The sequence below is a fragment of the Mesorhizobium sp. Mes31 genome (assembly GCF_024519675.1).
GTDB lineage: Bacteria > Pseudomonadota > Alphaproteobacteria > Rhizobiales > Rhizobiaceae > Mesorhizobium.
Window position 1 is genome coordinate 37,729 of sequence record NZ_JALJRL010000004.1, and the last position, 22,703, is coordinate 60,431.

Genomic DNA, 22,703 nt, shown 5'->3' on the forward strand with positions numbered 1-22,703 from the left:
ACGATATGGCCGAGGTGCTTTTTGCGACCGCCGAAGCAAAGGCCAAGGTGGAGCGTGTTTCTTGAGCGAGGACCACAAGCGTGACGAACTGGACCTCGTGGCTGCCGTTCCGCTCGCTGAGTGGGTGGACGCCGAAATATCTCAATGGCGATCTCGTCGCGGGTTTCACATTGGCCGCGATTGCCATTCCCGAGCAGATGGCCACAGCTCGTCTGGGCGGCTTCGCACCCGAGATCGGCTTTTTCGTCTTCGTCGCCGGATCGCTGGCCTTTGCCGTCTTCGGCGCCAGTCGCTACCTTTCGGCCGGCGCGGATTCGACGATCACGCCGCTGTTCGCGGGTGGTCTTGCCTTGCTTGCGGCCAGCGGCTCACCCCAGTATCTGGCGCTTGCCGCGACACTGGCGGTGATGGTCGGGTTGCTGGTCATTCTTTGCGGGGCCTTGCGCCTCGGCTGGATCGCCGACCTCTTGTCGGTGCCGGTCACGACCGGCTTTCTGGCCGGCATCGCCATCCACATCATCGTCTCGCAACTGCCAGGGCTGCTTGGCTTGCCCGCCGAAAGCGGCGAAACCTTGCAGCGCGTCGGTGAGATCGCCACCAACCTTCATCTCACCAACCCGTACAGTCTGGCGTTGGGCCTTGGCGTGTTCGCCATCGTTTTCCTCGCCGAGCGCTTCAGCGCCCGTATCCCCGGCGCGCTGATCGGCCTCGTGCTGGCGACACTGGCCGTCGTCGTCTTCGGTCTCGCGGATCGCGGCGTCGCCGTGCTCGGCGCCTTGCCGAACGGCCTGCCGCGTGCCGGCTTGCCGCTGGTCCGCCTCAGCGACATCCAGGCGCTGGTTCCGCTGGCGCTGCTGATTGCCATCGTCGTCATGGTGCAGACGGCAGCCACCGCCCGCTCTTTCGCCTCGCAACAGGGCGAGGCCCCTGACGTCAACCGCGATTTTGTCGGCGTTGGCGCCGGCAGCATCGCGTCGGGGTTGTTTGCCGGCTTTCCGGTCAATGCCAGCCCGCCGCGCACCGCCATCGCCGCCCAGACCGGCGGCCATTCGCAACTGGCAGGCCTCTTCGCCGCCGCAATCGTGCTGGCGCTCGGCGCATTCGGCGGCGGCTTGCTGGCCGACGTCCCCCAGGCGGCCCTGGCAGGCGTGCTGTTGTTCGTGGCTCGGCGTATCCTGCGCTGGCAGGTGTTCGCCAAAGTCTACCGGCAGGCGCCACTCGAATTCCTCCTGATCCTCATCACCATGGCGGCCATCGTCGTGCTGCCCATACAGATCGGTGTGGCGATCGGCATCGGCCTTTCGCTGCTGCATGGGGTGTGGAGCGCGACGCGCACGCAGCCCATCGAGCTGGAGCAGGTTCCCGGCACGTCGGTCTGGTGGCCGCCGACCGTCGGAAATGCCGGTGAACGGTTGCCCGGCGTGCTGGTCCTCGCGTTTCAGGCACCTCTGTCCTTCGTCAATTCCGATCGCTTCAAACGCGGCTTCCGTGATCTGGTCGACGCCGGCAATGGACGCGTGAAACTCGTCGTGCTGGAGGCCAGCAGCATCGTCGAAATCGACTATACCGCCGCCCAGGCACTGATCGAAACCATAACGCATTGCCGCAAGGCGGGCGCGATCTTCGCCATTGCCAGGATGGAGTCGCTGCGCGCCCAGGCGGCCCTGGCGCGGTTTGGCATCATCGACCTCGTCGGCCCGCAACGGATATTCCACAGCGTCGACGCCGCCGTGAAGGCGCTGCATTCCGGTCAGCAGTCGCCGGAACAGGAGAGCCGGACATGACCACCCAAAGAGAGCCTCTGCTGAACCCTGTCGCCGTCAAGGATTTGCGGCCGACGCAGATCACCGTCGGCATGCGGGAAGTGGCCTTGAAACGCCAGATGATCCGCGCGCAGAGTGCCAGGAAGACCGGCACCTTCCTCGGCAGGCACATGGTCCCCGTCGTGCTGGGGCCAAAGAAGCGCAACTACGTCACCGATCACCACCATCTCGCCCGCGCGCTGCTCGAGGAAGGCATCAAGGATGTTTTCGTCACGGTGACCAGCGACCTGTCGGCGCTCGACAAGGACGCCTTTTTCGTCGTGCTCGACAATCGCGGCTGGATGCACCCGTTCGACGAAACGGGTCGGCGGCGCGACTACGGCGCCATTCCGAGAACCATGGCTGGACTGGTCGACGATCCCTACCGAAGCATGGCGGGTGAGCTGCGCCGGCAAGGCGGCTACGCCAAGGACACGACGCCGTTCAGCGAGTTCCTGTGGGCGGATTTCCTGCGCCGCCGCATTGACCCGGAGGTCGTGGCGAAGAACTTCGACAAGGTGATGAAGGAGGCACTGACGCTGGCCAAGGGCAAGGACGCGGACTATCTGCCGGGCTGGTGCGGCCCGACGTCGGACTGACCTCGCAAGGCCGTGACGGCGGATATGGCCGGCAAGGCGCCGCTCGACCGGCGGGTGCGATAGTCGCCGGGCGTCTCACCCATGACGCGCCGAAAACGACGGTTGAAAGTCGACAGATCGTTGAAGCCGGCCTCGAAGGCAATCGCCGAGACCGTCTCGTTCGCCATGCGCAGCCGCACCGCCGCGCGATGCAGCCGTGTCCGCAGCAGGAATTGGTAAGGCGTCATCCCGGCGACCTGGCGGAAAATCCGCAGGAAATGATAGGGGCTCGTCGCCGTCTCCCCGGCAAGCGCCGAAAGCGAGACCGGCCCGTCGGCATCCAGTTCGATCCGCCGCACCGCTTCGGCAACCCGTTTCTGATCACGGCGGCTCGGCGCGCGCCTGACAGGCGTGGCGCCGGAGGCGGCCGTCACTGACGCACCTGCGATGCGCAGGGAAAGTTCCTCGAAGGCGTCGTTGTCGGCCATGTCTCGCGCGGCTTCGGCCGCGGCCAGCAGTGGCGCCAAGGCCGGCAAAGGCGGCAGGCGTGCCGCCCCGAAGGCCAGTTTCCTGGCGCCCGGCACGTCAGCGGCGATCCGTTCCATGTAGGCCGGTTGGAAATGGAACGAGAGACAGCGGTCACCGCTGCCATGCTCGTGCCCGCACTCATAGCATGTGCCGGGATTGCCAAGCAGAAGGGAACCGGGCGCCAGCATCGCCGTGCCTTGTTGCGCGCGATAACGGAACGTGCCGCTGGTGACCACGGCGACGCAGAAATCCCGGTGTGATTCCTCGAACGGGCGGTCGCCGGCGCCGGCTGTGCACACCACGTCCGAAACCTGCCAGCCGGGTCCGGATGTGATCGTGCGCGTGGTCGCTGTCATGGCTGAACTATAGCAATTTTTCCCAAGCCCAGAACCCCGTCACCGCCTACCCTTCCCGGTCTCCTGACAAGAAGAGACTGTAACCATGTTCGACCAATCCTCCTTTGCCCAATCTTCCTTTGCACAAACTTTGCACAGCCCCGGACCAGCAGAAGGGTTTGCCGAACAACTGGCCCTTTACGGCCGCTTCGTCGGCGCCTGGACGTTCGAGGCCTCGCGCCATCTCGAGGACGGCACCGTGCTGACCGGGCATGGCGAGGTGCATTTTGGCTGGGTGCTGGAAGGCCGGGCGATCCAGGATGTGTGGATCCTGCCGGCACGCGACGCCGGCCCCTCGCCTTCCCTTGGCAAATGGACTTTTTATGGCACGACGCTGCGGGTCTACGATCCCGGCGCCGATGCCTGGCACATCTTCTGGAGCGATCCGCGCAACCAGTATTTTAGCCGCCAGCTCGGCCGCGCCGAGGGCGACACGATCGTGCAGGTGGGCGCCGACGGCACCGGCTCTTCGGTGCGCTGGAGTTTTTCCCGCATCACCGACAACAGCTTCCGCTGGCTTGGCGAACGCTCACAAGACAGCGGCGCGACATGGCGGCTGGAGGTCGAGTTCCTAGCGCGGCGAGTGACGACAACCTGACGCTACAAAACATTGTAACAATGGAGAAAAATATGTTCGACCATATCTCGATCGGTGTCCGCGACGCGGCAACATCCAAGCGTTTTTACGACGCCGCGCTGAAGCCGCTCGGCTACAGCTGTCTCAGCCAATCCCCGGGCTCGCTCGGCTATGGCGCACAGAGCGTCGCGCTATGGGTCAACGAGGCGCCGCGGCCTGTGCCGGCAGACGAAAAGTCTGGCCTGCATTTCTGCTTCGCCGCGCCAACGCGAGGCAGCGTCGATGCCTTTTATAACGGTGCCTTACGCGAAGGTGGCAGTGACAACGGGGCGCCGGGCCTGCGCGCCGACTATGGCGAAAACTACTACGCCGCCTTTGTCATCGATCCGGATGGCTACCGCCTCGAGGCCTATTGCGGCGCTGCCAGCTGAAGCAGCCAAGTCTCTAGTATCATCGCTCCGACAGTTCCCTCCGACCGGGCTTTGCTCTACCAATGTCACGGTGCGGGCTCTGCCCGGTTGGAGGGGTCAGAGATGCCGAATTTCGACAGCCTGTTCAACGCCTTCGTCACCATTCTCGTGACCATCGATCCGCCCGGGCTGGCGCCGCTGTTCCTCGCCGTGACACGCGGCATGAACCGCGAGGAGCGCCAGCAGGTATCCGTCCGCGCCTCGGTCATCGGCTTCCTGGTGATGGCGCTGTTCGCGATCGCCGGCGCCTCGATCCTGTCGGTGTTCGGCATCACGCTGCCGGCCTTCCGCGTCGCCGGCGGCTTCCTGCTGTTCTTCATCGCCTTCGAAATGGTGTTCGAGCGCAGGCAGGACCGCAAGGAGAAGATCGGCGACGTCGCCATCACCAAGGACATGATCCACAACATCGCCGCTTTCCCGCTGGCGATCCCGCTGATCGCCGGTCCCGGTGCCATTTCGGCGACGGTGCTTTTGTCCGGTTCATTCCAGGGATTTGGCGCCCAGGCGGCGCTGGTCGGCATCATCTTCGTCTGCCTCGCCATCACCTATCTGGTATTCGTGCTGTCGGAGCGCATCGACCGCATCCTCGGCCATACCGGCCGCTCGATCCTGACCCGCCTGCTCGGCGTGATCCTGGCCGCGCTTGCCGTGCAATTCGTGGCGGACGGCGTCAAGGCGCTAATGGCAGGGTAGTGCGACCAACCCTGAGGCCGAACCCTACTTCGCCGTCGTATCGATCACTTCGAAATCGTGGGTGATCGTGGCGGTCTTGGCCAGCATCGCGGAGGCGGAGCAGTATTTTTCGATCGACAGGTTGATCGCCCGTTTGACCTTGTCGCTGGACAGCGACCGGCCCTTGACCACGAAATGCATGTGGATGCGTGTGAAAACCCTGGGCTCGGTTTCGGCCCGGTCGGCGTCGAGTTCGACGACGCAGTCCTCGACCGCCTCGCGCCCTTTTTCGAGGATATGCACGACATCATAGGCCGAACAGCCGCCGGTGCCGATCAGCACCAGCTCCATCGGGCTCGGACCCGGCGTCTTGCCTTCCGGTCCCAATGCGGTTCCCAGCACCAGCTTGTGGCCGCTACCGGACTCGCCGACGAAGGTACGCTCCTCGACCCACTTTACGCGTGCCTTCACCGTCCTATCCTTTCAGTCCCAGATCGCGCCTGCTGTCAGGCCCATCAACAACGCAAAACCCCGAAAGTCCACCGGGACCCTCGGGGCGTATCGATCACGTAACGTCAGCCATCTGGCGACGTCAGCCGTTCGGTATTGCTTTCGATCAGAACGGGATCTCGTCATCCAGCTCGCGCGACGAACCGCCGCCGCCCTTGGGAGCGCCGCCGCCACGATTGAAGCTTTCGCCCGGGCTGGACTGGCCGAAATCGGAACCACGGCTGCTGCCGCCACCGGAATAGCCGCCGACCTGGCCACCTTCGCCCTGCCCGCGCGCGTCGAGCATCTGGAGCTCGCCACGGAATTTCTGCAGCACGACTTCCGTCGTGTACTTGTCATTGCCGGTCTGGTCCTGCCATTTGCGCGTCTGCAACTGGCCCTCGACATAGACCTTCATACCCTTCTTCAGATACTGCTCGGCCACCTTGGCGAGCTGGTCATTGAAGATGACGACGTTGTGCCACTCGGTCTTTTCCTTGCGTTCGCCGGAATTCTTGTCACGCCAGCTTTCCGAAGTCGCAATGCGGATGTTGACGACCGGCTCGCCGGAGTTCAGCCGGCGGACTTCAGGGTCCGCGCCGAGATTGCCGACCAGAATGACTTTGTTGACGCTACCCGCCATCTTACTTCTCCGCGCTCATCCGAAACAATTTTTTGTTGGCGCACCTTACAGGCTCCGGACGATCCTCGCCTGCTGTGGCTGCCTTTTCCCACAAGGATTTTGTTCCCTTTTCGTTCCTATATGCATCACCGCTGATTGTCAAGGAATGGCAGCAATGCCCGAGCCCTGCATATGGGTTTCAAAACAGCGCTTGCCAAATCGATAAGTGTCGGCTTATGCTTTTGCCATGATCGAAGCCGAGATTTTCCGGGCCCTGGCCGACCCGACGCGCCGCGCCGTCTACGAGCGCCTCGCCACCAGCGAGATGAGCGTGTCGGAACTGCGCAGCGGCATGACGGTGTCGCAGCCGGCGGTGTCGCAGCATCTGGCGGTGCTGCGCGGCGCTGGCCTGGTGGTCGAGCGGCGGGCCGGCCGCAACGCCTACTACCGCGCCGATCCGCAAGGGCTCGCTCCCCTGCTCTCCTGGATCGAACGCTACCGGGCCTTCTGGCCGGAGCGCATCGAGAGGCTGAAGGCGGTTTTGAAGGACATGGATCAATGAAGGACACGGGATCAATGACCGGCGAAAGCCAAGGCGAAATCGCCCCTGATGCACTCGAGTTCGAATATGAGCTTGCCGAGCCGCCGGAAAAGGTGTGGCGGGCGCTGACCACGCCGGAACTGCTCGCCGCCTGGATGATGCCGAACGACATCAGGCCGGAGATCGGCAATCGTTTTGCCTTCGCCGGCCCGGGTGCGCCGATCGAATGCGAGATTCTCGACGCCGAGCCCGAACGACTTTTGCGTTATTCCTGGCGCGAGCGGCCGCAGCCGGGCGATGCCGCGCGGCAGGACCCGCTCGACAGCACCGTCACCTTCACACTCGCCCGCACCATTTCGGGCGGCACACACCTGCGCATTGTCCATGACGGTTTTGCCCGAACGGCAATGCCCGATGTTGCCATGGCAGGCGCCGGCTGCCGGCTTTCCCTGGGGTTGCGCGGGGCCGGACAGCCCATCGCCGCGAACACGCCTCTGCCGATGCAGCGGGCGGCCTGAACAAGGACAATGGAGAAGACTATGAGCGGTGTTGCCAATCTGGTGCCGATGGTGATCGAGCAATCGAGCCGCGGCGAACGCGCCTTCGACATTTTCTCGCGACTGCTGCGCGAGCGCATCGTCTTCATCAACGGCGAGATCAACGACGACGTCTCGGCGCTGGTCTGCGCGCAGCTGCTGTCGCTGGAATCGGACAATCCCGACAAGGAGATTTCGCTCTACATCAACTCGCCGGGGGGCGTGGTCACCAGCGGTTTCGCCATCTACGACACGATGCAATACATCAACTGCCCGGTGTCGACCGTATGCATGGGCTTTGCCGCCTCGATGGCCTCGTTCCTGTTGATGGCAGGCACCGCCGGACGCCGGATTTCCCTGCCGAACGCCACCATCCTGTTGCATCAGCCGCTGGGCGGATTCCAGGGCCAGGCCTCCGACATCCAGCGCCATGCCGAGCGCATCGGCCAGACAAAACGGCACATGGCCGAACTCTATGCGCAGCATTGCGGCCGCACCTACGAGGAAGTCGAGCGCACGCTCGACCGCGACCACTTCATGACGGCCCGCGAGGCCCAGGCCTGGGGCATCGTCGACCATGTTTTCGATACGCGCAAAAAGGCGGCGTGAAGGCGCGCAGCCGGCGAGCTCAGCCGAGGTCGGTCGGCCGCCGGCGATTTTTGCCGCCGCCGCTCTGGTTTCGCCCCGGTCGCGGCATTATAGTTGGCCAATGCTCCTCAAGCTCTCACGCACTGGTTTGAACCGGCTGATCGTTGGCGTCGCCGCCGCTGCCATGACCTGCGGCACTGCCTTTGCCGAAGACAGTTCGGCAAGCCCACGGCAAGGCGCCCTGCCCGGCGTGACAAGCGATTATCACATCGCCAAGCCGGCCCCCGAGCCCGAACCCGATAACGCGCTCCCCAGCAATGGGAACGGCCAGTTCAAGATCGGCGATACGGATGTCAGGATTTCCGGCAGCATCACCATCGATATGGGCGCTGGTGCAATCGGACTGCCGCGTCACTGACGTTGCGCGTGCCAAACTGCCGTCGCGCATAAAAACAGCCCCGCCGTGCTTTGAGCAACGGACGGGGCTTTTCTGGATCTAAAATCCATATTTTACCGGGAGTGTACTGCCGGCGTTTGATTTCGGATGCTTCGCGGCATTCAGCCGACGATCCGACTAACAGTCTCTGATTTTTGTGGGATATGGCAGGTCACGGTTTGACGGGCGGCGCAAACGCCTGGCCCTGGCACTTATGCCTGCCGCGGCTCCAGCGACACGTGGAGCCTCAAGGGACTGTCCGGTGGCGTCATGCTCCGCTCCTTTGTCCGTTGCGACGTTGTCGTCCCGAAGCGCAAATCGCAAATGCCTGCGGCGTCTCGCAGGCCGCCTCTGGGCGGCGAGGCCATCGAAAGACGGCCGGCTTCGTTGACCCTTTGAACTTTGCTCCCCTGAGTCGGTGACGTCAACCGTTCAATAGCCGATTGCGAAAAATGTGATCGCCAGGCCCGCCGAGCAACGTTGGATGCACAGCTTTTGTCAGGAGCATGTTCGGCCTTTGTTCTTTCTGCTTGCCCCTTCGCGCGAAAGACGGTTAAACGCTTCTGATCGAGAGTTTGTGGCGTCTCTCGACGTGGCGGCAAAAAGACCTACATAGGGGATGGCCGGGAGATACCCGCCAATCCCACGAATTCCAGATTTGAGGCGGCGACCGGCAATGGCCGACCATAAGTACCTTTCCATTCGCGGGGCGCGCGAACACAATTTGAAGAATGTCGACCTCGACCTGCCGCGTGACAGCCTGATTGTCATGACCGGCCTGTCAGGTTCCGGCAAATCGTCGCTTGCCTTCGACACCATCTACGCCGAAGGCCAGCGCCGCTATGTCGAAAGCCTTTCGGCCTACGCGCGGCAATTCCTCGAAATGATGCAGAAGCCGGACGTCGATCAGATCGATGGCCTGTCGCCCGCCATCTCCATCGAGCAGAAGACCACCTCGAAGAACCCACGTTCGACGGTCGGCACCGTCACCGAGATCTACGACTATATGCGCCTGCTCTTCGCGCGCGTCGGTGTCCCTTATTCGCCGGCTACGGGCCTGCCGATCGAAAGCCAGACGGTCAGCCAGATGGTCGACCGCGTGCTCGCCGTCGAGGAAGGCACGCGCCTGTTCATCCTGGCGCCGATGGTTCGCGGCCGTAAGGGCGAGTACCGCAAGGAATTGCTGGAGCTGCAGAAGAAGGGCTTTCAGCGCGTCAAGGTCGACGGCGTATTCTATGAGATCGCCGACGTGCCGGCGCTGGACAAGAAATACAAGCACGACCTCGACGTCGTCGTCGACCGCATTGTCGTACGCGGCGATCTGGCGACCCGTCTCGCCGATTCCATCGAGACGGCGCTGAAGCTGGCCGACGGGCTGGCGGTGGCCGAATTCGCCGACAAGCCGCTCGACGCCAGCCAGACCGGCGAGGACTCGGTCAACAAGTCGAAGAACGAGACGCATGAGCGCATCCTGTTCTCGGAAAAATTCGCCTGTCCGGTGTCCGGCTTCACCATTCCGGAAATCGAGCCGCGCCTGTTCTCCTTCAACAACCCATTCGGCGCCTGCCCGACCTGCGATGGCCTCGGCAGCCAGCGCGCCATAGATCCCAACCTCGTCGTGCCCGACGAGAACGTTTCGCTGCGCGATGGCGCCGTCAGCCCCTGGGCGAAATCGACCTCGCCCTACTACGCACAGACGCTGGAAGCGCTCGGCAAGGCCTATGGCTTCAAGCTCGGCGACAAATTCAAGGACCTGACGGTTGAAGCTCAGGAAGCCATCCTGCGCGGCACCGGCGAGCGCGAGATCACCTTCCAGTACGATGACGGCCTGCGCTCCTACAAGACGACCAAGACATTCGAGGGCGTCATCCCCAATCTCGAGCGGCGCTGGAAGGAGACCGAATCCGCCTGGATGCGCGAGGAAATCGAGCGCTTCATGTCGGCCACCCCTTGCCCGGTGTGCAAGGGCTATCGGTTGAAGCCCGAGTCGCTGGCCGTGAAAATCGCTGGCAGGCATATCGGCGAAGTCACCGAGCTTTCCATCCGCAAGGCCGACCAGTGGTTCACCGACCTGCCGGCGTCGCTCAACGACAAGCAGAACGAGATCGCGGTGCGCGTGCTCAAGGAGATCCGCGAGCGGCTTCGCTTCCTCAACGATGTCGGGCTCGACTATCTGACGCTGTCGCGCAATTCCGGCACGCTGTCGGGCGGCGAAAGCCAGCGCATCCGCCTGGCCTCGCAGATCGGCTCCGGCCTCACCGGCGTGCTCTATGTTCTGGACGAGCCGTCGATCGGCCTGCATCAGCGCGACAATGCACGCCTGCTGGACACGCTGAAGCACCTGCGCGACATCGGCAACACGGTGATCGTCGTCGAGCACGACGAGGATGCCATCCTGCATGCCGACTATGTCGTCGACATGGGTCCGGCCGCCGGCATCCATGGCGGCGAGATCATCGCCCAGGGAACGCCGCAGCAGGTCATGGCCAATCCCAATTCGATCACCGGCAAATACCTGTCGGGCGCATTGGAAGTGGCAACGCCTGGCGTGCGACGCGAGGCCAAGAAGAACCGGCGCCTGAAGATCGTCGGTGCGCGCGGCAACAATCTGAAGAACGTGACCGCCGAAATCCCGCTCGGCACCTTCACCGCCGTGACCGGCGTGTCGGGCGGCGGGAAGTCGACCTTCCTGATCGAGACGCTGTTCAAGGCCGCGTCGCGCCGCATCATGGGCTCGCGCGAACATCCCGCCGAGCACGACCGCATCGAGGGTCTCGAATTCCTCGACAAGGTCATCGACATCGACCAGTCGCCGATCGGACGGACGCCGCGCTCGAACCCGGCCACCTATACCGGCGCCTTCACGCCTATCCGTGACTGGTTCGCCGGCCTTCCCGAAGCCAAGGCGCGCGGCTATCAGCCCGGCCGCTTCTCGTTCAACGTCAAGGGCGGCCGCTGCGAGGCCTGCCAGGGCGACGGCGTCATCAAGATCGAGATGCACTTCCTGCCCGACGTCTATGTCACCTGCGACGTCTGCCACGGCAAGCGCTACAACCGCGAGACGCTCGACGTCCTGTTCAAGGGCAAGTCGATCGCAGACGTGCTCGACATGACGGTCGAGGAAGGCGTCGATTTCTTCGCCGCCGTTCCCGGCGTGCGCGACAAGCTCGATACGCTGAAGCAGGTCGGCCTTGGCTACATCCATATCGGCCAGCAGGCGACGACGCTGTCCGGCGGCGAGGCGCAGCGCATCAAGCTCGCCAAGGAACTGTCGCGCAAGGCGACCGGCAAGACACTCTACATCCTCGACGAGCCGACCACCGGCCTGCATTTCCACGACGTCGCCAAGCTCTTGGAAGTGCTGCATGAACTGGTCGACCAGGGCAACACGGTGGTGGTCATCGAGCACAATCTCGAGGTGATCAAGACCGCCGACTGGGTGCTGGACCTCGGTCCCGAAGGTGGCGATGGCGGCGGTGAACTGGTGGCGTCCGGCACACCGGAAGCCATCGTGCGCGAGAAGCGCAGCTACACCGGCCAGTTCCTCAAGGAGTTGCTGGAGCGGCGCCCCGGAGGCAAGCGCGAAGCGGCGGAGTGATGGTCGGACCGGCTGGCGCCTGGAGAGCTTTTGAATGATCCTCAGAAAAGCGCTTGCCGGTGATCTCCAAACTGTCGTCTCGCTGACCACGGCGGCCTATGCTCCCTATTCCGCGCTGTTTGGCGCGCCGCCGATCCCGGTCACCGAGGATTATGCGCCGCGCATCGCACGCGGCGAGGTCTGGCTCTTGGAGAGTGGCGGCGAGTTGGCTGGACTGCTGACGCTCGAGCGGCATGATGATCACGCGATGATCTTCTCCGTGGCTGTCGCGCCAGAATTTCAGGGCAAGGGCTTCGGCATCGCGCTGCTCAGGCACGCGGATGAACAGACCCGCCTGTGGCGCTTGCCGGAGGTACGCCTCTACACCAACGCCAGGATGGAGCGAAACATCGCGCTCTATCTTGCCTACGGTTTCCAAGAAACGGGTCGCCGGCCCAATCCCTACCGGCCAGGATGGACGCTCGTCGACATGACGAAGGCGATGTGAATGCCGGACGAAGGCCCTATGGAAAACAAGTTGATATTAGGTGGCGTTGTCCGCTCGTCGCACGCTTACGGCGCCGACTATTTGTCCGAATTCCAACGCATCCTGCTTCACCAGGTAAGGCCGCAGACGCGAGCCTATTTGGAATGGGGCACGGGCCACACAACACTGGCGATGCTCGAGTTGAGGAACCAGCTCGCCATCGACAATCTATTTTCGATCGAAGACAATCAGTCCTTCCTCGATCAACTCCTGCCGCAGCTGCCGAAGTGGAGCGGGTTCCATCCGATCTGCCTCGACCTCCAGGGGCCCAAGCTCGGCGACCGCGATCCGGAACTCAACTATTCGACCTGGCCGCTCAGCCTGAAGCGCAAATTCGACTTCATCTTCATTGACGGCCGGCGCCGGATGGAGTGCGCGTTCATGGCGACACTGCTATGTCACGCCGATACGATCGTCATGTTGCATGACTATCGCCGCGCACGCTATCAGCCGATCAAGGCTCTCTACGACATCGTCGAGGACGGAAGTCAGTTCCGCGTTATGCGGCTGCGGAAAAGCCTCTACCCCTCAGGAACCCCGACAATCTTTCCAGCGGATTGGCAACCGCCCGCCTGATCGAAATAGCCATTTGCGGATCGCATTTGACCGACGCAATACGCTGGCGAAAACATATTGGAGGAGAAATCCATGAGCAAATCGGGAACAATCCGCGCCGGCATGGGCGGCTGGACCTTCGAGCCCTGGGACACGTCCTTCTATCCCGACAAACTATCCAAGGCGAAGCAACTGAACTATGCCAGCCGGCAAGTGCCGAGCATCGAGGTCAACGGCACCTATTATTCGAGCTTCAAGGAGCCGACCTTCGTCAAATGGGCAAGCGAGGCGCCGGACGGGTTCGTCTATGCTCTGAAGGGCAACCGCTTCGTCACCAATCGCCGCGTGCTCGGCGAGGCCGGCGAATCGATGATGCGTTTCCTTGGCTCCGGCGTTGCCGCACTCGGCGAAAAGCTCGGGCCGATCCTGTGGCAGTTCGCGCCCACCAAGAAATTCGATCCCGATGATTTCGAAGCCTTTCTGAAACTGCCTCCGGCAAAGCAGGACGGTGTTGCATTGCGCCATGCGGTCGAGGTCCGCAACGACAGCTTCATCGTGCCGGAATTCGCCGCGCTTGCCCGCAAATACAAGGTCGCGATCGTCTATGCCGACCATGCCAAATATCCTGCAATCGCCGATGTCACCGGCGATTTCATCTATGCCCGGCTGCAGACCGGCAGCGACGACAACCCTGACTGCTACACGCCGAAAGGTCTCGATGAGTGGGCAGCGCGAGCAAGGACATGGGCGGAGGGCAAGGTGCCAGCCGACCTGCCGCGCGCCGATCCCGCCACCGAGGCGCCCGTGCAGCCACGCGACGTGTTCGTCTACTTCATCACCGAGGGCAAGGTGCGCGCGCCATTCGGAGCGATGGCGCTGATGAAACGCGTGAGCTAGAGGGCGGGACGGCTGCCCTTCAGGATGCTTTGACGCAGCGGAATCGTGCATCTTCGCCCTCATCGTAACCTTATCGATACCTCCTTGCTGCATGAATCCAGCGCGGCCAAGTCGCATATCCGGGACCACCGCGGGCAAGGAACGAGGGGCATGTCGCTCGACTACAACTCACTTCTGCTGGCAGTTGGTTTTTCGGCTGCCTGCCTGAGCCTGACGTTGTTCGGCACATGGCTGACCGCTCGCACGGACAAGTTCCTGCTGACATGGGCGATCAGCGCATTGCTGGTGGTCGGCGACGTCTTCACCTACGAAGCCTATATCGCCACGCCCGGACGTATCCTCGGGTTGGCCGCCTTCACCTTGCTGCTTGTCGGCTTCTCGATGATGCTTGGCGCCGCCCATCAGTTCAGAAGCGGCGGCTCTTCCCTGCCACATATCCTGATGGGCAGCGGCATTGCGCTTGCGGTGGCGCTGCCGCCCATGGCTCTAGGCTATGACGGTCTCGGCTTCATGTTCGAGAACATGTTCGCCGCGCTGCTCTTGTTCGCGACGGCCGCCGAATACTGGAAGGGGCGCGCCGAGGCCCCTGCTCTTGCGATCGGTGCAGCGGCGCTCTATTCGGCCACGGCCATATCCTTCGTGCTGTGCGCGGCGGTTCTGGCATGGGATGGCAGACTGATCCTTGGACATGCACCAAGCAACTGGGCCGAGGATCTGAGCCTCATCGTCGTCATCGCCAGCATGACAGGTATTGGCGCATTGTCGCTGGCGCTCAATCAGGGACGCCTGGCCAGACATCACCGCCGCAATGCGCTGACCGATCCCCTGACCGGGCTGCTAAACCGCCGCGCCTTGTTCGATCTGCATGGCAATGTACCGGTCGGCGCATTCACCGCCGTGGTCGTGTTCGATCTCGACAGCTTCAAGGCCGTCAACGATGAATTCGGCCACGCCGCGGGCGATGAGGTCCTGAAGGTATTTGCCGGCGAACTCGCCGGCAACCTTCGCCCGACCGACGTCGCCGCGCGCATGGGCGGCGAGGAATTCGCGCTGGTGTTGAAACGGACCTTGCCCGAAACGGTGGAGGCCACCGCCGAGGCGATACGGGCAGCCTTCGCCGCGTACCGCATCGAAACCGAGGCGGGGCATCTGACATGCACGGTCAGCGCTGGATTTGCTTTCGGCACCAAGGAAGGTCTCAGCTTCGACAAGGTGCTCAGCGCCGCCGACAAGGCGCTATACGCCGCCAAGCGCGGCGGCCGCAACCGGGTCACCGCCTCGGCATTGCGCCGCGCGGGCTAGAGTGGTCAGCCTTCTATCTTACTGCCAATTATCCGTGACCTCCCGCATGGTCACGGCCTCGACCTGCTCACTGAACCGCGAACGATAGAGTTCCATCAGCGCGTTGTGCGTATCATCTGCGGAACTGCAGATGGCGTCGGTGACGAGAACAACGCGAAAGCCACGATCAATGGCGCCAAGTACGGTGGCGAGCACACAGACGTCGGTTTCACCTCCCGTAATCACCAAGGTATTTACGGCTGAGCCATGCAGTAGGGCGTCGAGACGCCCTTCAGTCCATGGCGAATAGACGCGCTTGTCGACAAGTTTGGCCGGCGGCACGAAGCGTCGAAGTTGAGGCATGAGCTCGATCAGACCTGGATCGATACGTGAAAGCGTCACTTCCGCCCATCGACGATAGTAGCTCGCCCACATTCCTGGGCCCTCGCCCGGACGCTTGGCGGGGATAAAACGGGTGAAAAGTGTTCGCTCCGGCTGTCTGGCGACCAGTTCCTCTATGACCGGCACCACTTTCTCGGCCCATGGCACGGCCCAGGGCCCATCCACTCCGAACAGGCGCTGCATGTCGACGCAGACATGCAGGCAGTTTTTGCCAAGAGGTCCGTGAACTAGCCCTTGCGCGGCCACGGCTGGTCTCCGTCAGCCATGCGCTGCTGGCTTTCCTGCATGGCCGCTTTCGCCTCGGCCACGTCAACCACACAGAGGAGCTCGCCGTTTTCGCGGAATACGCGAACCAGCCAACCGGACAGATCGTCCGTGCCGGTCTGCAAGTCGACCAGTAGATCGACTGCACAGCGGATTGCCTCCGACCGGGCGGCATCAAGGCTCGGCATCCTCGACGGAGGTATCCGTCGGATGGTCTCTCCGTCGCGGTATTCGAAGATATACGCATCACCGATCCCGTCGCTTGCCGCCGTGACTGCAAGCTCATCAAAATTGCCATTGCTATTGGCATCATAGTCGTTAGCGGCAAGGGCGAACGTAGCCGTCTGAACCAGGATCGCCTTGGCACGAGCTAGCGCGTCCTCCTCGCTCTTTCCGTCGGCACCAGCCATGTCCACGGTGACACATTCACTGCCCTCACCGTGGAACATGACGCGACGGACCGACCGACCATCCAGTGCCGCGGCATTCGTGACTTCGGTTCGAATGATTTGCATGGCGAGCTCCTGTCATCCTCAAAAAATCAGGGCCGACCGAAGCCAGGCCCTGTTTGATCTTCAATCCTGATGCTCGGGAATGTCCTTGAGCTGAGCCTTCGTCCAGGTGGTGACCGCGTGAACATCGCCGGTCTCGTCGCGCATGAAGTCCAACTGGTCGGCAGGCACAGCAACGGGTTTTGCCCCAATGCCGAGGAAGCCGCCCACATCGATGACGACCTGGCTGCCATGCAGATGAGAGACTGTGCCGACCTTCTCGTCGTCCGCGCCGTAGATGGTCGCGCCGTCGAGTATGTCGGAGGTCAACTCATTGCCGGAAAGGCGTATGTGGTGGGTGTGATCCATGGCTGCATCTCCTGTTGTGTAGAACTGCTGCAACCTGCGACCAGAAGAACAGTTCCGCATGGATTGATGCCGCGTGGCAAAATTTGGACGTTCAGAGATTTCCGCCAGCGCCGATGGTCGGCAGGTTGAATCGCAAGCTCCCGTCAACGGCGCGCTGAAAAAGCGTCCATGCCCTTCTTGATGGCCTTGCGAGCTTCCGCAGCATTTTGCCAACCCTTGAACTTGATGGTCTTGCCGGTCCCAAGCACTGACGAGGCAAAGAACTGCTCGATTTCCCGTCGCAGATCCTCTCGAACGTAATCCGCTGCAACGAGTTCGTCGGGAGCATCCTCCCTATGCGGACAGAAGACATAACGGTCGTTGCGCAGGACCTCGCCGGCTCCGTCCTTCTGCTTGACGCGCAAGGCGCCTAGCAGGTTGCATTTGATCACCACGCCGGGGGCCGTGGCTGCCTGATGGATGACAAGCCCGTCGAGAGGATCACCGTCTTCACCCAACGTTGAAGGGATGAATCCCCAATCGTAAGGATACATCATGCCAACCGGCAAGGGACGGACATAACCGAACATCTGCGTTTCCGGCTCGAAAGCCAGTTTAGCCGTCGCGCCACGTGGAGTTTCGATCACCACTCTAATGAGGCCCTTCGTGGTTGCCGGCAGCTTCAGAAAATTGGGCATCCGGGTGCCTCTTCTCGGTTACGCCCGCACGTTCGCGGAGATTCCGTCGCTATTCGCATCGCACGGCGGCAGGCGATGGAACTTCACAACGCAAAGAATGTTCCGAAGAACAAAGCCCTTCGGGAGAGCCCAGGCATGACAAAAACTTCTCTGCATCTTCTGAAGGGGGTGGGCTATTTGATCTCGACCGCGAGCGTGATCCTGCTCGCCATCGTGAGTTGGTCAAGCGCTTCGGAAAGCGCCTTGCTCACCGCCTGCTTGATTGGCGGCGCGGCGTTCTCCATCGTTGGAATGTTCTGCCGCTGGCTGACATACCAAATTGAAAAGCACTGGAGCGACAATTAGAAGACCGAAAGGCATCCCACATGCTGATGGCCAGGATCAAGCCGCCGTGCGGGATGGCCGGTTGTTCCATCGCCGCCTGTCCAACAAGCATTGCAGGCCTTGGTTTTCGGGCAGAGAACCTCGGCAGGCCGATCCTTGACCAGAGCGCACCTGGTTCAAACAATTGGCTTGCCGCAGGGCGGACGGGCGCCGGTTATCCGCCGCATGCAACGATGGAGATCGAAGCGCTTTCTAAGCCGCCATCACGATTTCATTGAAGGCATCGAGGTCGACATAGAAGACCTTGGTGATTTCCTCGATCAGCTCGTCGTAGTCGTACCCCTGGGACCTCAATATGTTGATGGCGGTGATGATGTCGACGCGCTCGGTAAGCCGCCGTTTCTGGTAGTCTTCGACATAGCGTTCCATGGCTGTCCCTTGGCCTGTGTGCCCAAACACGTTGAACGACAAACAGATCGCAGGAGGGAAGCTAGGAAGCCTTGCTTGCGTGGAACTTGCGGGCTGGAGCCTGCACCTTCCCCTATCTGCAACCAACCAGACTGATACGGAAAGCGGCCGACTCACCAAGGCCAAACAAAGACTAACACGCCATGGTCGACGTGCCAGAGTTGCGCGGGGTCTTTGAAGAAAGATTAGCGCACCACGGCGCGGGTGACGACCAGACGGACTACACCGTCAGGAACTTGCGAACGTCCGCCCTATCGAGATCTTCCGCCGGACCAGTGTGGACGATCAGCCCCCGGTCCATGATGTTCACCTCGTCGGCGAGTTCGCGGCAGAAATCGAGATATTGTTCGACCAGCAGCACGGCAATGCCGGCCTGGTCGCGCAAATAGCGGATGGCACGGCCGATATCCTTGATGATCGACGGCTGGATGCCCTCCGTCGGCTCGTCGAGCACCAGCAGTTTCGGCCGCATCACCAATGCCCTGCCAATAGCGAGCTGCTGCTGTTGTCCGCCGGAAAGATCCCCGCCTCGGCGACCCAGCATATGCTTCAGGACCGGAAACAGCTCGAAGACATGGGCGGGCACATTTCGGTCGGCCCGTTTCAGCGGCGCGAAGCCTGATTCGAGATTTTCCCGCACCGTCAGCAACGGAAAGATCTCCCTGCCCTGCGGTACGAATGCGATGCCCGACCGGGCGCGGTCATACGCCGCGCTCCGGTCGAGCGCCTTCCCCTCGAAGGCAACACTTCCGCTCGTCAGCCGATGGTGGCCAACAATCGATCTCATCAAACTGGTCTTGCCGACGCCGTTGCGGCCGAGCACGCAGGTGATCTTGCCGGCGCCCGCCTTCAGCGATACGCCACGCAACGCCTGGGCGGCGCCGTAGTGAAGCGTGGCATCAGAAACTTCGAGCATGTCAGCGCCTTCTCCAGAACCTGAGGAAGGACAAATCGAAGCGATGGAATTGAACCCGCCACACCATGCTCATCTCCCCAGGTAGACTTCGACGACGCGCTCGTCGGCCGAAACGAAATCGAGCGTGCCCTCGGACAGTACCGAGCCCTCATGCAGGCAGGTGACCTTGACGCCGAGCTCGCGCACGAAATGCATGTCGTGCTCGACGACGATGACGGAATGGTCGCGGGCAATGTCCTTGAGCAGCCGTGCGGTTTCCTCGGTCTCGGCATCGGTCATGCCGGCAACCGGCTCGTCGACCAGAAGCAGCTTCGGGTCCTGCGCCAAGAGCATGCCGATCTCCAGCCACTGCTTTTGGCCGTGGCTGAGATTGGCCGCCAGTTCGTCGCGTTTGTCGCCAAGCCGGATGATGCCGAGGATATCGTCGATCTGCCGCGCCTCCGCGGCCGAGCGCCGGTGGAACAGCGCCGGAAAGATCGAGCGCGGCCCCTTCAGCGCCAGCATCAGGTTCTCCTCGATCGTGTGGCTTTCGAAGACGGTCGGCTTCTGGAATTTGCGGCCGATGCCCATCATGGCGATCTCGGCTTCGTCGTGCTTGGTCAGGTCGACCTGGCCGTCGAAGAACACCTCGCCTTCGTCGGGCCGCGTCTTGCCGGTGACGATGTCCATCATCGTCGTCTTGCCGGCGCCGTTGGGGCCGATGATGGCGCGCATCTCACCCTTGTCGAGCACCAGCGACAGATTGTTGATGGCGCGAAAACCGTCGAACGAAACCGAGACGCCGTCGAGGTAAAGAATGGTGTTGCTCTTCGACATGGCCCCTACTCCGCCGGCTGTGGTTCGGGGTTGGACGAGGACCATTCGCCCGGTGTTCTTGCTGCCGCCCGGACGATCTTCAGTGGCGCCGGGTCGACATACGTGCCGGCTTCCTCGGCGGCAGATGCCGCCCGCAACGCCCTGGCGTTGCCGCGCCAGGAATCCCACATGCCGATGATGCCCTTGGGCAAGAGCAGCGTGACGGCGACGAACAGGCCGCCCAGCGCGAACAGCCAGAATTCCGGCAGCACACCGGTGAACCAGGATTTGCCGGCATTGACGAGCAGAGCACCGATGATCGGTCCGACAATGGTGCCGCGACCGCCGACGGCCGCCCATATCACCACCTCAATCGAATTGGACGGTTCGAATTCGCCGGGGTTGATGATGCCGACCTGTGGCACGTAGAGTGCGCCGGCTATGCCGGCCATGACGGCCGAGACAGTGAAGGCGAACAGTTTGACGTTCTCGGCCCGCCAGCCGAGGAAGCGCGTGCGGCTCTCGGCGTCACGCACGGCCATCAGCAGCTTGCCGTATTTGGAGCCGACGATTGCCCAGGTGACGAAGACGGCAAGTGCGAGCGTCACCGCGCTGGCGGCGAACAGCGCCGAGCGCGTCGCGTCGGCCTGCACGTTGAACCCCAGAATATCCTTGAAATCGGTCAGGCCGTTATTGCCGCCGAAACCCATGTCGTTGCGGAAAAAGGCGAGCAGCAGCGCATAGGTCATCGCCTGGGTGATGATCGAGAGATAGACGCCGGTGACACGGCTGCGGAAGGCGAACCAGCCGAAGACGAAGGCGAGCAGGCCGGGCACGGCCAGCACCATGAGGCCAGCGAACCAGAAATGGTCGAAGCCGTACCAGAACCAAGGCAATTCCTTGTAGTTCAGGAACACCATGAAGTCCGGCAGGATGGGGTTGCCATAGACGCCGCGCGAACCGATCTGGCGCATCAGATACATGCCCATCGCATAGCCGCCAAGCGCGAAGAAGGCGCCGTGGCCAAGCGAGAGAATGCCGCAATAGCCCCAGACGAGGTCGAGCGCCAAGGCAAGCAGCGCATAGCAGAGATATTTGCCGGTCAGTGCGACGATGTAGGACGGGACATAGAAGGCGCTCGTCGGCGATACGACGAGATTGAGCAGCGGCACGATGATGGCCACCGCCAGCAGCATGAAGATGGTGATGGCGATGCGGCGGTCCGCCCCCGCGGCAAAGAAGCGTCCGGTGATCATGCTTCCACCGCCCTGCCCTTGAGCGCGAACAGGCCGCGCGGGCGCTTCTGGATGAACAGGATGATCAGGACCAGCACGACGATCTTGCCGAGCACCGCGCCGGCATAGGGCTCGAGGAACTTGTTGACGATGCCGAGCGAGAAGGCGCCGACCAGCGTGCCCCACAGATTGCCGACACCGCCGAAGACGACGACCATGAAGCTGTCGATGATGTAGCCGCGGCCGAGATTGGGCGAGACGTTGTCGATCTGGCTGAGCGCGACACCGGCGATACCGGCAATGCCGGATCCGAGCGCGAAGGTCAGCGCGTCGACCCATGGCGTCCTGATCCCCATCGAAGCGGCCATGCGCCGGTTGGCCGTGACGGCGCGCATCTGCAGCCCCCAGGGCGTGCGTTTCATCACATAGAGCAGCACCGCGAAGACGCTGAGCGCGAAAACCAGGATCCACAGGCGGTTCCACGTGATCGCAAGCTGGCCGACATTGAACGAGCCCGACATCCACGACGGATTGCCGACCTCCTGGTTGGTCGGACCGAATATGCTGCGCACCGCCTGCTGCAGGATCAGCGAGACGCCCCATGTCGCCAGCAGCGTCTCCAGCGGCCGGCCGTAGAGGAAGCGGATGACGCCGCGCTCGATGGCAAGGCCGACGAGCGCGGCGACGAGGAAGGCGAGCGGCAGCGCGATCACCAGCGACCAGTCGAACAGGCCGGGAAAGGATGTGCGGATCACCTGCTGGACGACGAAGGTGGTGTAGGCGCCGAGCATGACCATCTCGCCATGCGCCATGTTGATGACGCCCATGACGCCGAAGGTGATGGCAAGCCCGATCGCGGCGAGCAGCAAGACCGAGCCCAGCGAAATGCCATACCAGATGTTCTGGCCGGCATCCCAGAACGCCAGCGTCGAATTGATGCTGCGAATAGCCGCTGTCGCGGCTTCCTTGACCGTGTCGGGGGCGTTCGCCTCGACCGAGGTCAGCAGCGAAACCGCGTCGCGGTCGCCCCGTGCGCCGATCAGGGCGATTGCGGCGAGCTTGTCGGCGTCAGGCCGGTCGGAGACCAGCACCGAGGCGGCGCGCGCCTGTTCGAGCAGGGCCTTGACGCTTGCCACGGTCTCCTTGGCGATCGCGGCGTCGAGCGGCTCGATGTTTGCGGCATCGGGCGTCTTGAACATGGTGTCGGCGGCGGCGATGCGCACGGCCGGGTCCTTGGCGCCAAGCGTCAACGTGCCGAGCGCATCGCGGATGACGCGGCGCAGCGTATTGTTGACCTTGATCTTGGTGATGTCGTCCTTGCCGGCGTCGGCCGACTTCTCGCCGCTTAGCGGGTCGAGCAGTTGAACGCTGTCGCCAGTCTCCTTGCCGACGAAGACCAGGGAATCGGCCTTGCGGATATAGAGATTGCCGTCGGCAAGTGCCGCAAGCGGCCGCTCTACCGCCGGGTCGCCCGTAGCCGCCAGTTCGTGAACGACAGCCCCTGTCTCCGAAAAGCCCTTGGCCGTCGCGAATTTGGCGATGATGCCACGCAGATCGGCTTCGCTTGCACCCGATGACGACAGCGTCGCCAGCAGGACCAGCAGTGTCAGGCCAATCGCACGGAACAGGTTCATTGGCTTCAGGCAGCTCCTGGAAGGTTGATTTCGCGCC

27 protein-coding genes are annotated in these 22,703 nt (G+C 62.6%); 15 read left to right on the forward strand and 12 right to left on the reverse strand.

Going from position 1 to position 22,703, the window contains the following annotated elements; all coding sequences use genetic code 11:
* The first annotated feature begins 80 nt into the window (after positions 1–80).
* The gene (locus NR193_RS08015) at positions 81–1,784 is read left to right on the forward strand and encodes a SulP family inorganic anion transporter (protein WP_256750339.1); all 1,704 of its coding nucleotides are present in this window, start codon (positions 81–83) and stop codon (positions 1,782–1,784) included.
* The gene (locus NR193_RS08020; protein WP_256750340.1) at positions 1,781–2,401 is read left to right on the forward strand and encodes a ParB-like protein; all 621 of its coding nucleotides are present in this window, start codon (positions 1,781–1,783) and stop codon (positions 2,399–2,401) included. The genes NR193_RS08015 and NR193_RS08020 overlap by 4 nt, the downstream gene beginning before the upstream one ends.
* On the opposite strand, the gene NR193_RS08025 is transcribed toward NR193_RS08020, so the two are convergent.
* Positions 2,365–3,264, reverse strand: a complete 900-nt coding sequence (locus tag NR193_RS08025) for an AraC family transcriptional regulator (RefSeq protein ID WP_256750341.1) — start codon at positions 3,262–3,264, stop codon at positions 2,365–2,367. The two genes, NR193_RS08020 and NR193_RS08025, sit on opposite strands and share 37 nt — an antisense overlap.
* An 85-nt stretch (positions 3,265–3,349) precedes the next feature.
* On the opposite strand from NR193_RS08025, the gene NR193_RS08030 reads away from it, so the two are divergent.
* The 3 genes from NR193_RS08030 to NR193_RS08040 all read left to right on the forward strand — a co-directional run bounded on the left by NR193_RS08030 (position 3,350) and on the right by NR193_RS08040 (position 5,043).
* On the forward strand, positions 3,350–3,901 hold the full coding sequence (locus NR193_RS08030; RefSeq protein ID WP_256750342.1) for a hypothetical protein: 552 nt from the start codon (positions 3,350–3,352) through the stop codon (positions 3,899–3,901).
* Between the two features lie 32 nt (positions 3,902–3,933).
* Entirely contained in the window at positions 3,934–4,311 is a 378-nt protein-coding gene (locus tag NR193_RS08035) for a VOC family protein (protein ID WP_256750343.1), read from the forward strand.
* A gap of 102 nt (positions 4,312–4,413) precedes the next feature.
* The gene (locus NR193_RS08040) at positions 4,414–5,043 is read left to right on the forward strand and encodes a MarC family protein (RefSeq protein ID WP_256750344.1); all 630 of its coding nucleotides are present in this window, start codon (positions 4,414–4,416) and stop codon (positions 5,041–5,043) included.
* Between the two features lie 24 nt (positions 5,044–5,067).
* On the opposite strand, the gene NR193_RS08045 is transcribed toward NR193_RS08040, so the two are convergent.
* Positions 5,068–5,493 carry an OsmC family protein gene (locus NR193_RS08045; RefSeq protein WP_256750345.1) on the reverse strand — a complete coding sequence of 142 codons (426 nt, stop codon included), beginning with the start codon at positions 5,491–5,493 and terminating at the stop codon, positions 5,068–5,070.
* A gap of 145 nt (positions 5,494–5,638) precedes the next feature.
* Positions 5,639–6,154: a single-stranded DNA-binding protein gene (locus NR193_RS08050; RefSeq protein WP_256750346.1), complete on the reverse strand. Its 516-nt coding sequence runs from the start codon at positions 6,152–6,154 to the stop codon at positions 5,639–5,641.
* A 226-nt stretch (positions 6,155–6,380) separates the two neighbouring features.
* Here NR193_RS08050 and NR193_RS08055 point away from each other — a divergent pair, with 226 nt between their 5' ends.
* The 9 genes from NR193_RS08055 to NR193_RS08095 all read left to right on the forward strand — a co-directional run bounded on the left by NR193_RS08055 (position 6,381) and on the right by NR193_RS08095 (position 15,112).
* Positions 6,381–6,695 (forward strand): helix-turn-helix transcriptional regulator, encoded by a 315-nt coding sequence (locus NR193_RS08055; RefSeq protein WP_256750347.1) that lies wholly within the window; start codon positions 6,381–6,383, stop codon positions 6,693–6,695.
* Between the two features lie 14 nt (positions 6,696–6,709).
* On the forward strand, positions 6,710–7,192 hold the full coding sequence (locus NR193_RS08060; protein ID WP_256750348.1) for an SRPBCC domain-containing protein: 483 nt from the start codon (positions 6,710–6,712) through the stop codon (positions 7,190–7,192).
* Between the two features lie 21 nt (positions 7,193–7,213).
* Positions 7,214–7,819: an ATP-dependent Clp protease proteolytic subunit gene (locus NR193_RS08065; protein ID WP_256750349.1), complete on the forward strand. Its 606-nt coding sequence runs from the start codon at positions 7,214–7,216 to the stop codon at positions 7,817–7,819.
* 163 nt (positions 7,820–7,982) lie between these two features.
* On the forward strand, positions 7,983–8,216 hold the full coding sequence (locus tag NR193_RS08070) for a hypothetical protein (protein WP_375162695.1): 234 nt from the start codon (positions 7,983–7,985) through the stop codon (positions 8,214–8,216).
* Positions 8,217–8,910: 694 nt separating this feature from the next.
* Entirely contained in the window at positions 8,911–11,832 is a 2,922-nt protein-coding gene (gene uvrA / locus NR193_RS08075; RefSeq protein WP_256750351.1) for an excinuclease ABC subunit UvrA, read from the forward strand.
* A gap of 34 nt (positions 11,833–11,866) precedes the next feature.
* A complete protein-coding gene (locus NR193_RS08080; protein ID WP_256750352.1) occupies positions 11,867–12,319 on the forward strand; it encodes a GNAT family N-acetyltransferase in 453 nt (150 codons plus the stop codon).
* Between the two features lie 18 nt (positions 12,320–12,337).
* Positions 12,338–12,934 (forward strand): hypothetical protein, encoded by a 597-nt coding sequence (locus NR193_RS08085; protein ID WP_256750353.1) that lies wholly within the window; start codon positions 12,338–12,340, stop codon positions 12,932–12,934.
* Between the two features lie 72 nt (positions 12,935–13,006).
* A complete protein-coding gene (locus tag NR193_RS08090) occupies positions 13,007–13,810 on the forward strand; it encodes a DUF72 domain-containing protein (RefSeq protein ID WP_256750354.1) in 804 nt (267 codons plus the stop codon).
* A gap of 150 nt (positions 13,811–13,960) precedes the next feature.
* The gene (locus NR193_RS08095) at positions 13,961–15,112 is read left to right on the forward strand and encodes a GGDEF domain-containing protein (RefSeq protein WP_256750355.1); all 1,152 of its coding nucleotides are present in this window, start codon (positions 13,961–13,963) and stop codon (positions 15,110–15,112) included.
* A gap of 18 nt (positions 15,113–15,130) precedes the next feature.
* On the opposite strand, the gene NR193_RS08100 is transcribed toward NR193_RS08095, so the two are convergent.
* The 4 genes from NR193_RS08100 to NR193_RS08115 form a co-directional block, all read right to left on the reverse strand.
* A complete protein-coding gene (locus NR193_RS08100; RefSeq protein ID WP_256750356.1) occupies positions 15,131–15,739 on the reverse strand; it encodes a cysteine hydrolase in 609 nt (202 codons plus the stop codon).
* Complete coding sequence (locus NR193_RS08105; protein ID WP_256750357.1) at positions 15,721–16,272, reverse strand: DUF6894 family protein; 552 nt, start codon at positions 16,270–16,272, stop codon at positions 15,721–15,723. The genes NR193_RS08100 and NR193_RS08105 overlap by 19 nt, the downstream gene beginning before the upstream one ends.
* Before the next feature lie 60 nt (positions 16,273–16,332).
* A complete protein-coding gene (locus NR193_RS08110) occupies positions 16,333–16,617 on the reverse strand; it encodes a PRC-barrel domain-containing protein (RefSeq protein WP_256750358.1) in 285 nt (94 codons plus the stop codon).
* Between the two features lie 143 nt (positions 16,618–16,760).
* Entirely contained in the window at positions 16,761–17,294 is a 534-nt protein-coding gene (locus tag NR193_RS08115; protein WP_256750359.1) for an inorganic diphosphatase, read from the reverse strand.
* 135 nt (positions 17,295–17,429) lie between these two features.
* Between NR193_RS08115 and NR193_RS08120 the strand changes: the two genes are divergently transcribed.
* Positions 17,430–17,639, forward strand: coding sequence for a hypothetical protein (locus NR193_RS08120; RefSeq protein ID WP_256750360.1), 210 nt, complete (start codon positions 17,430–17,432; stop codon positions 17,637–17,639).
* Positions 17,640–17,870: 231 nt separating this feature from the next.
* On the opposite strand, the gene NR193_RS08125 is transcribed toward NR193_RS08120, so the two are convergent.
* The 5 genes from NR193_RS08125 to urtB all read right to left on the reverse strand — a co-directional run bounded on the left by NR193_RS08125 (position 17,871) and on the right by urtB (position 22,666).
* Positions 17,871–18,047: a hypothetical protein gene (locus NR193_RS08125; RefSeq protein WP_091575017.1), complete on the reverse strand. Its 177-nt coding sequence runs from the start codon at positions 18,045–18,047 to the stop codon at positions 17,871–17,873.
* 259 nt (positions 18,048–18,306) lie between these two features.
* Entirely contained in the window at positions 18,307–19,002 is a 696-nt protein-coding gene (gene urtE, locus NR193_RS08130) for an urea ABC transporter ATP-binding subunit UrtE (RefSeq protein ID WP_256750361.1), read from the reverse strand.
* A 69-nt stretch (positions 19,003–19,071) separates the two neighbouring features.
* Positions 19,072–19,818: an urea ABC transporter ATP-binding protein UrtD gene (gene urtD / locus NR193_RS08135; RefSeq protein WP_256750362.1), complete on the reverse strand. Its 747-nt coding sequence runs from the start codon at positions 19,816–19,818 to the stop codon at positions 19,072–19,074.
* Between the two features lie 5 nt (positions 19,819–19,823).
* Positions 19,824–21,053 carry an urea ABC transporter permease subunit UrtC gene (urtC, locus tag NR193_RS08140; RefSeq protein WP_256750363.1) on the reverse strand — a complete coding sequence of 410 codons (1,230 nt, stop codon included), beginning with the start codon at positions 21,051–21,053 and terminating at the stop codon, positions 19,824–19,826.
* The gene (urtB, locus tag NR193_RS08145) at positions 21,050–22,666 is read right to left on the reverse strand and encodes an urea ABC transporter permease subunit UrtB (protein ID WP_256750364.1); all 1,617 of its coding nucleotides are present in this window, start codon (positions 22,664–22,666) and stop codon (positions 21,050–21,052) included. Before urtB ends, urtC begins: the two co-directional genes overlap by 4 nt.
* Positions 22,667–22,703 lie beyond the last annotated feature (37 nt).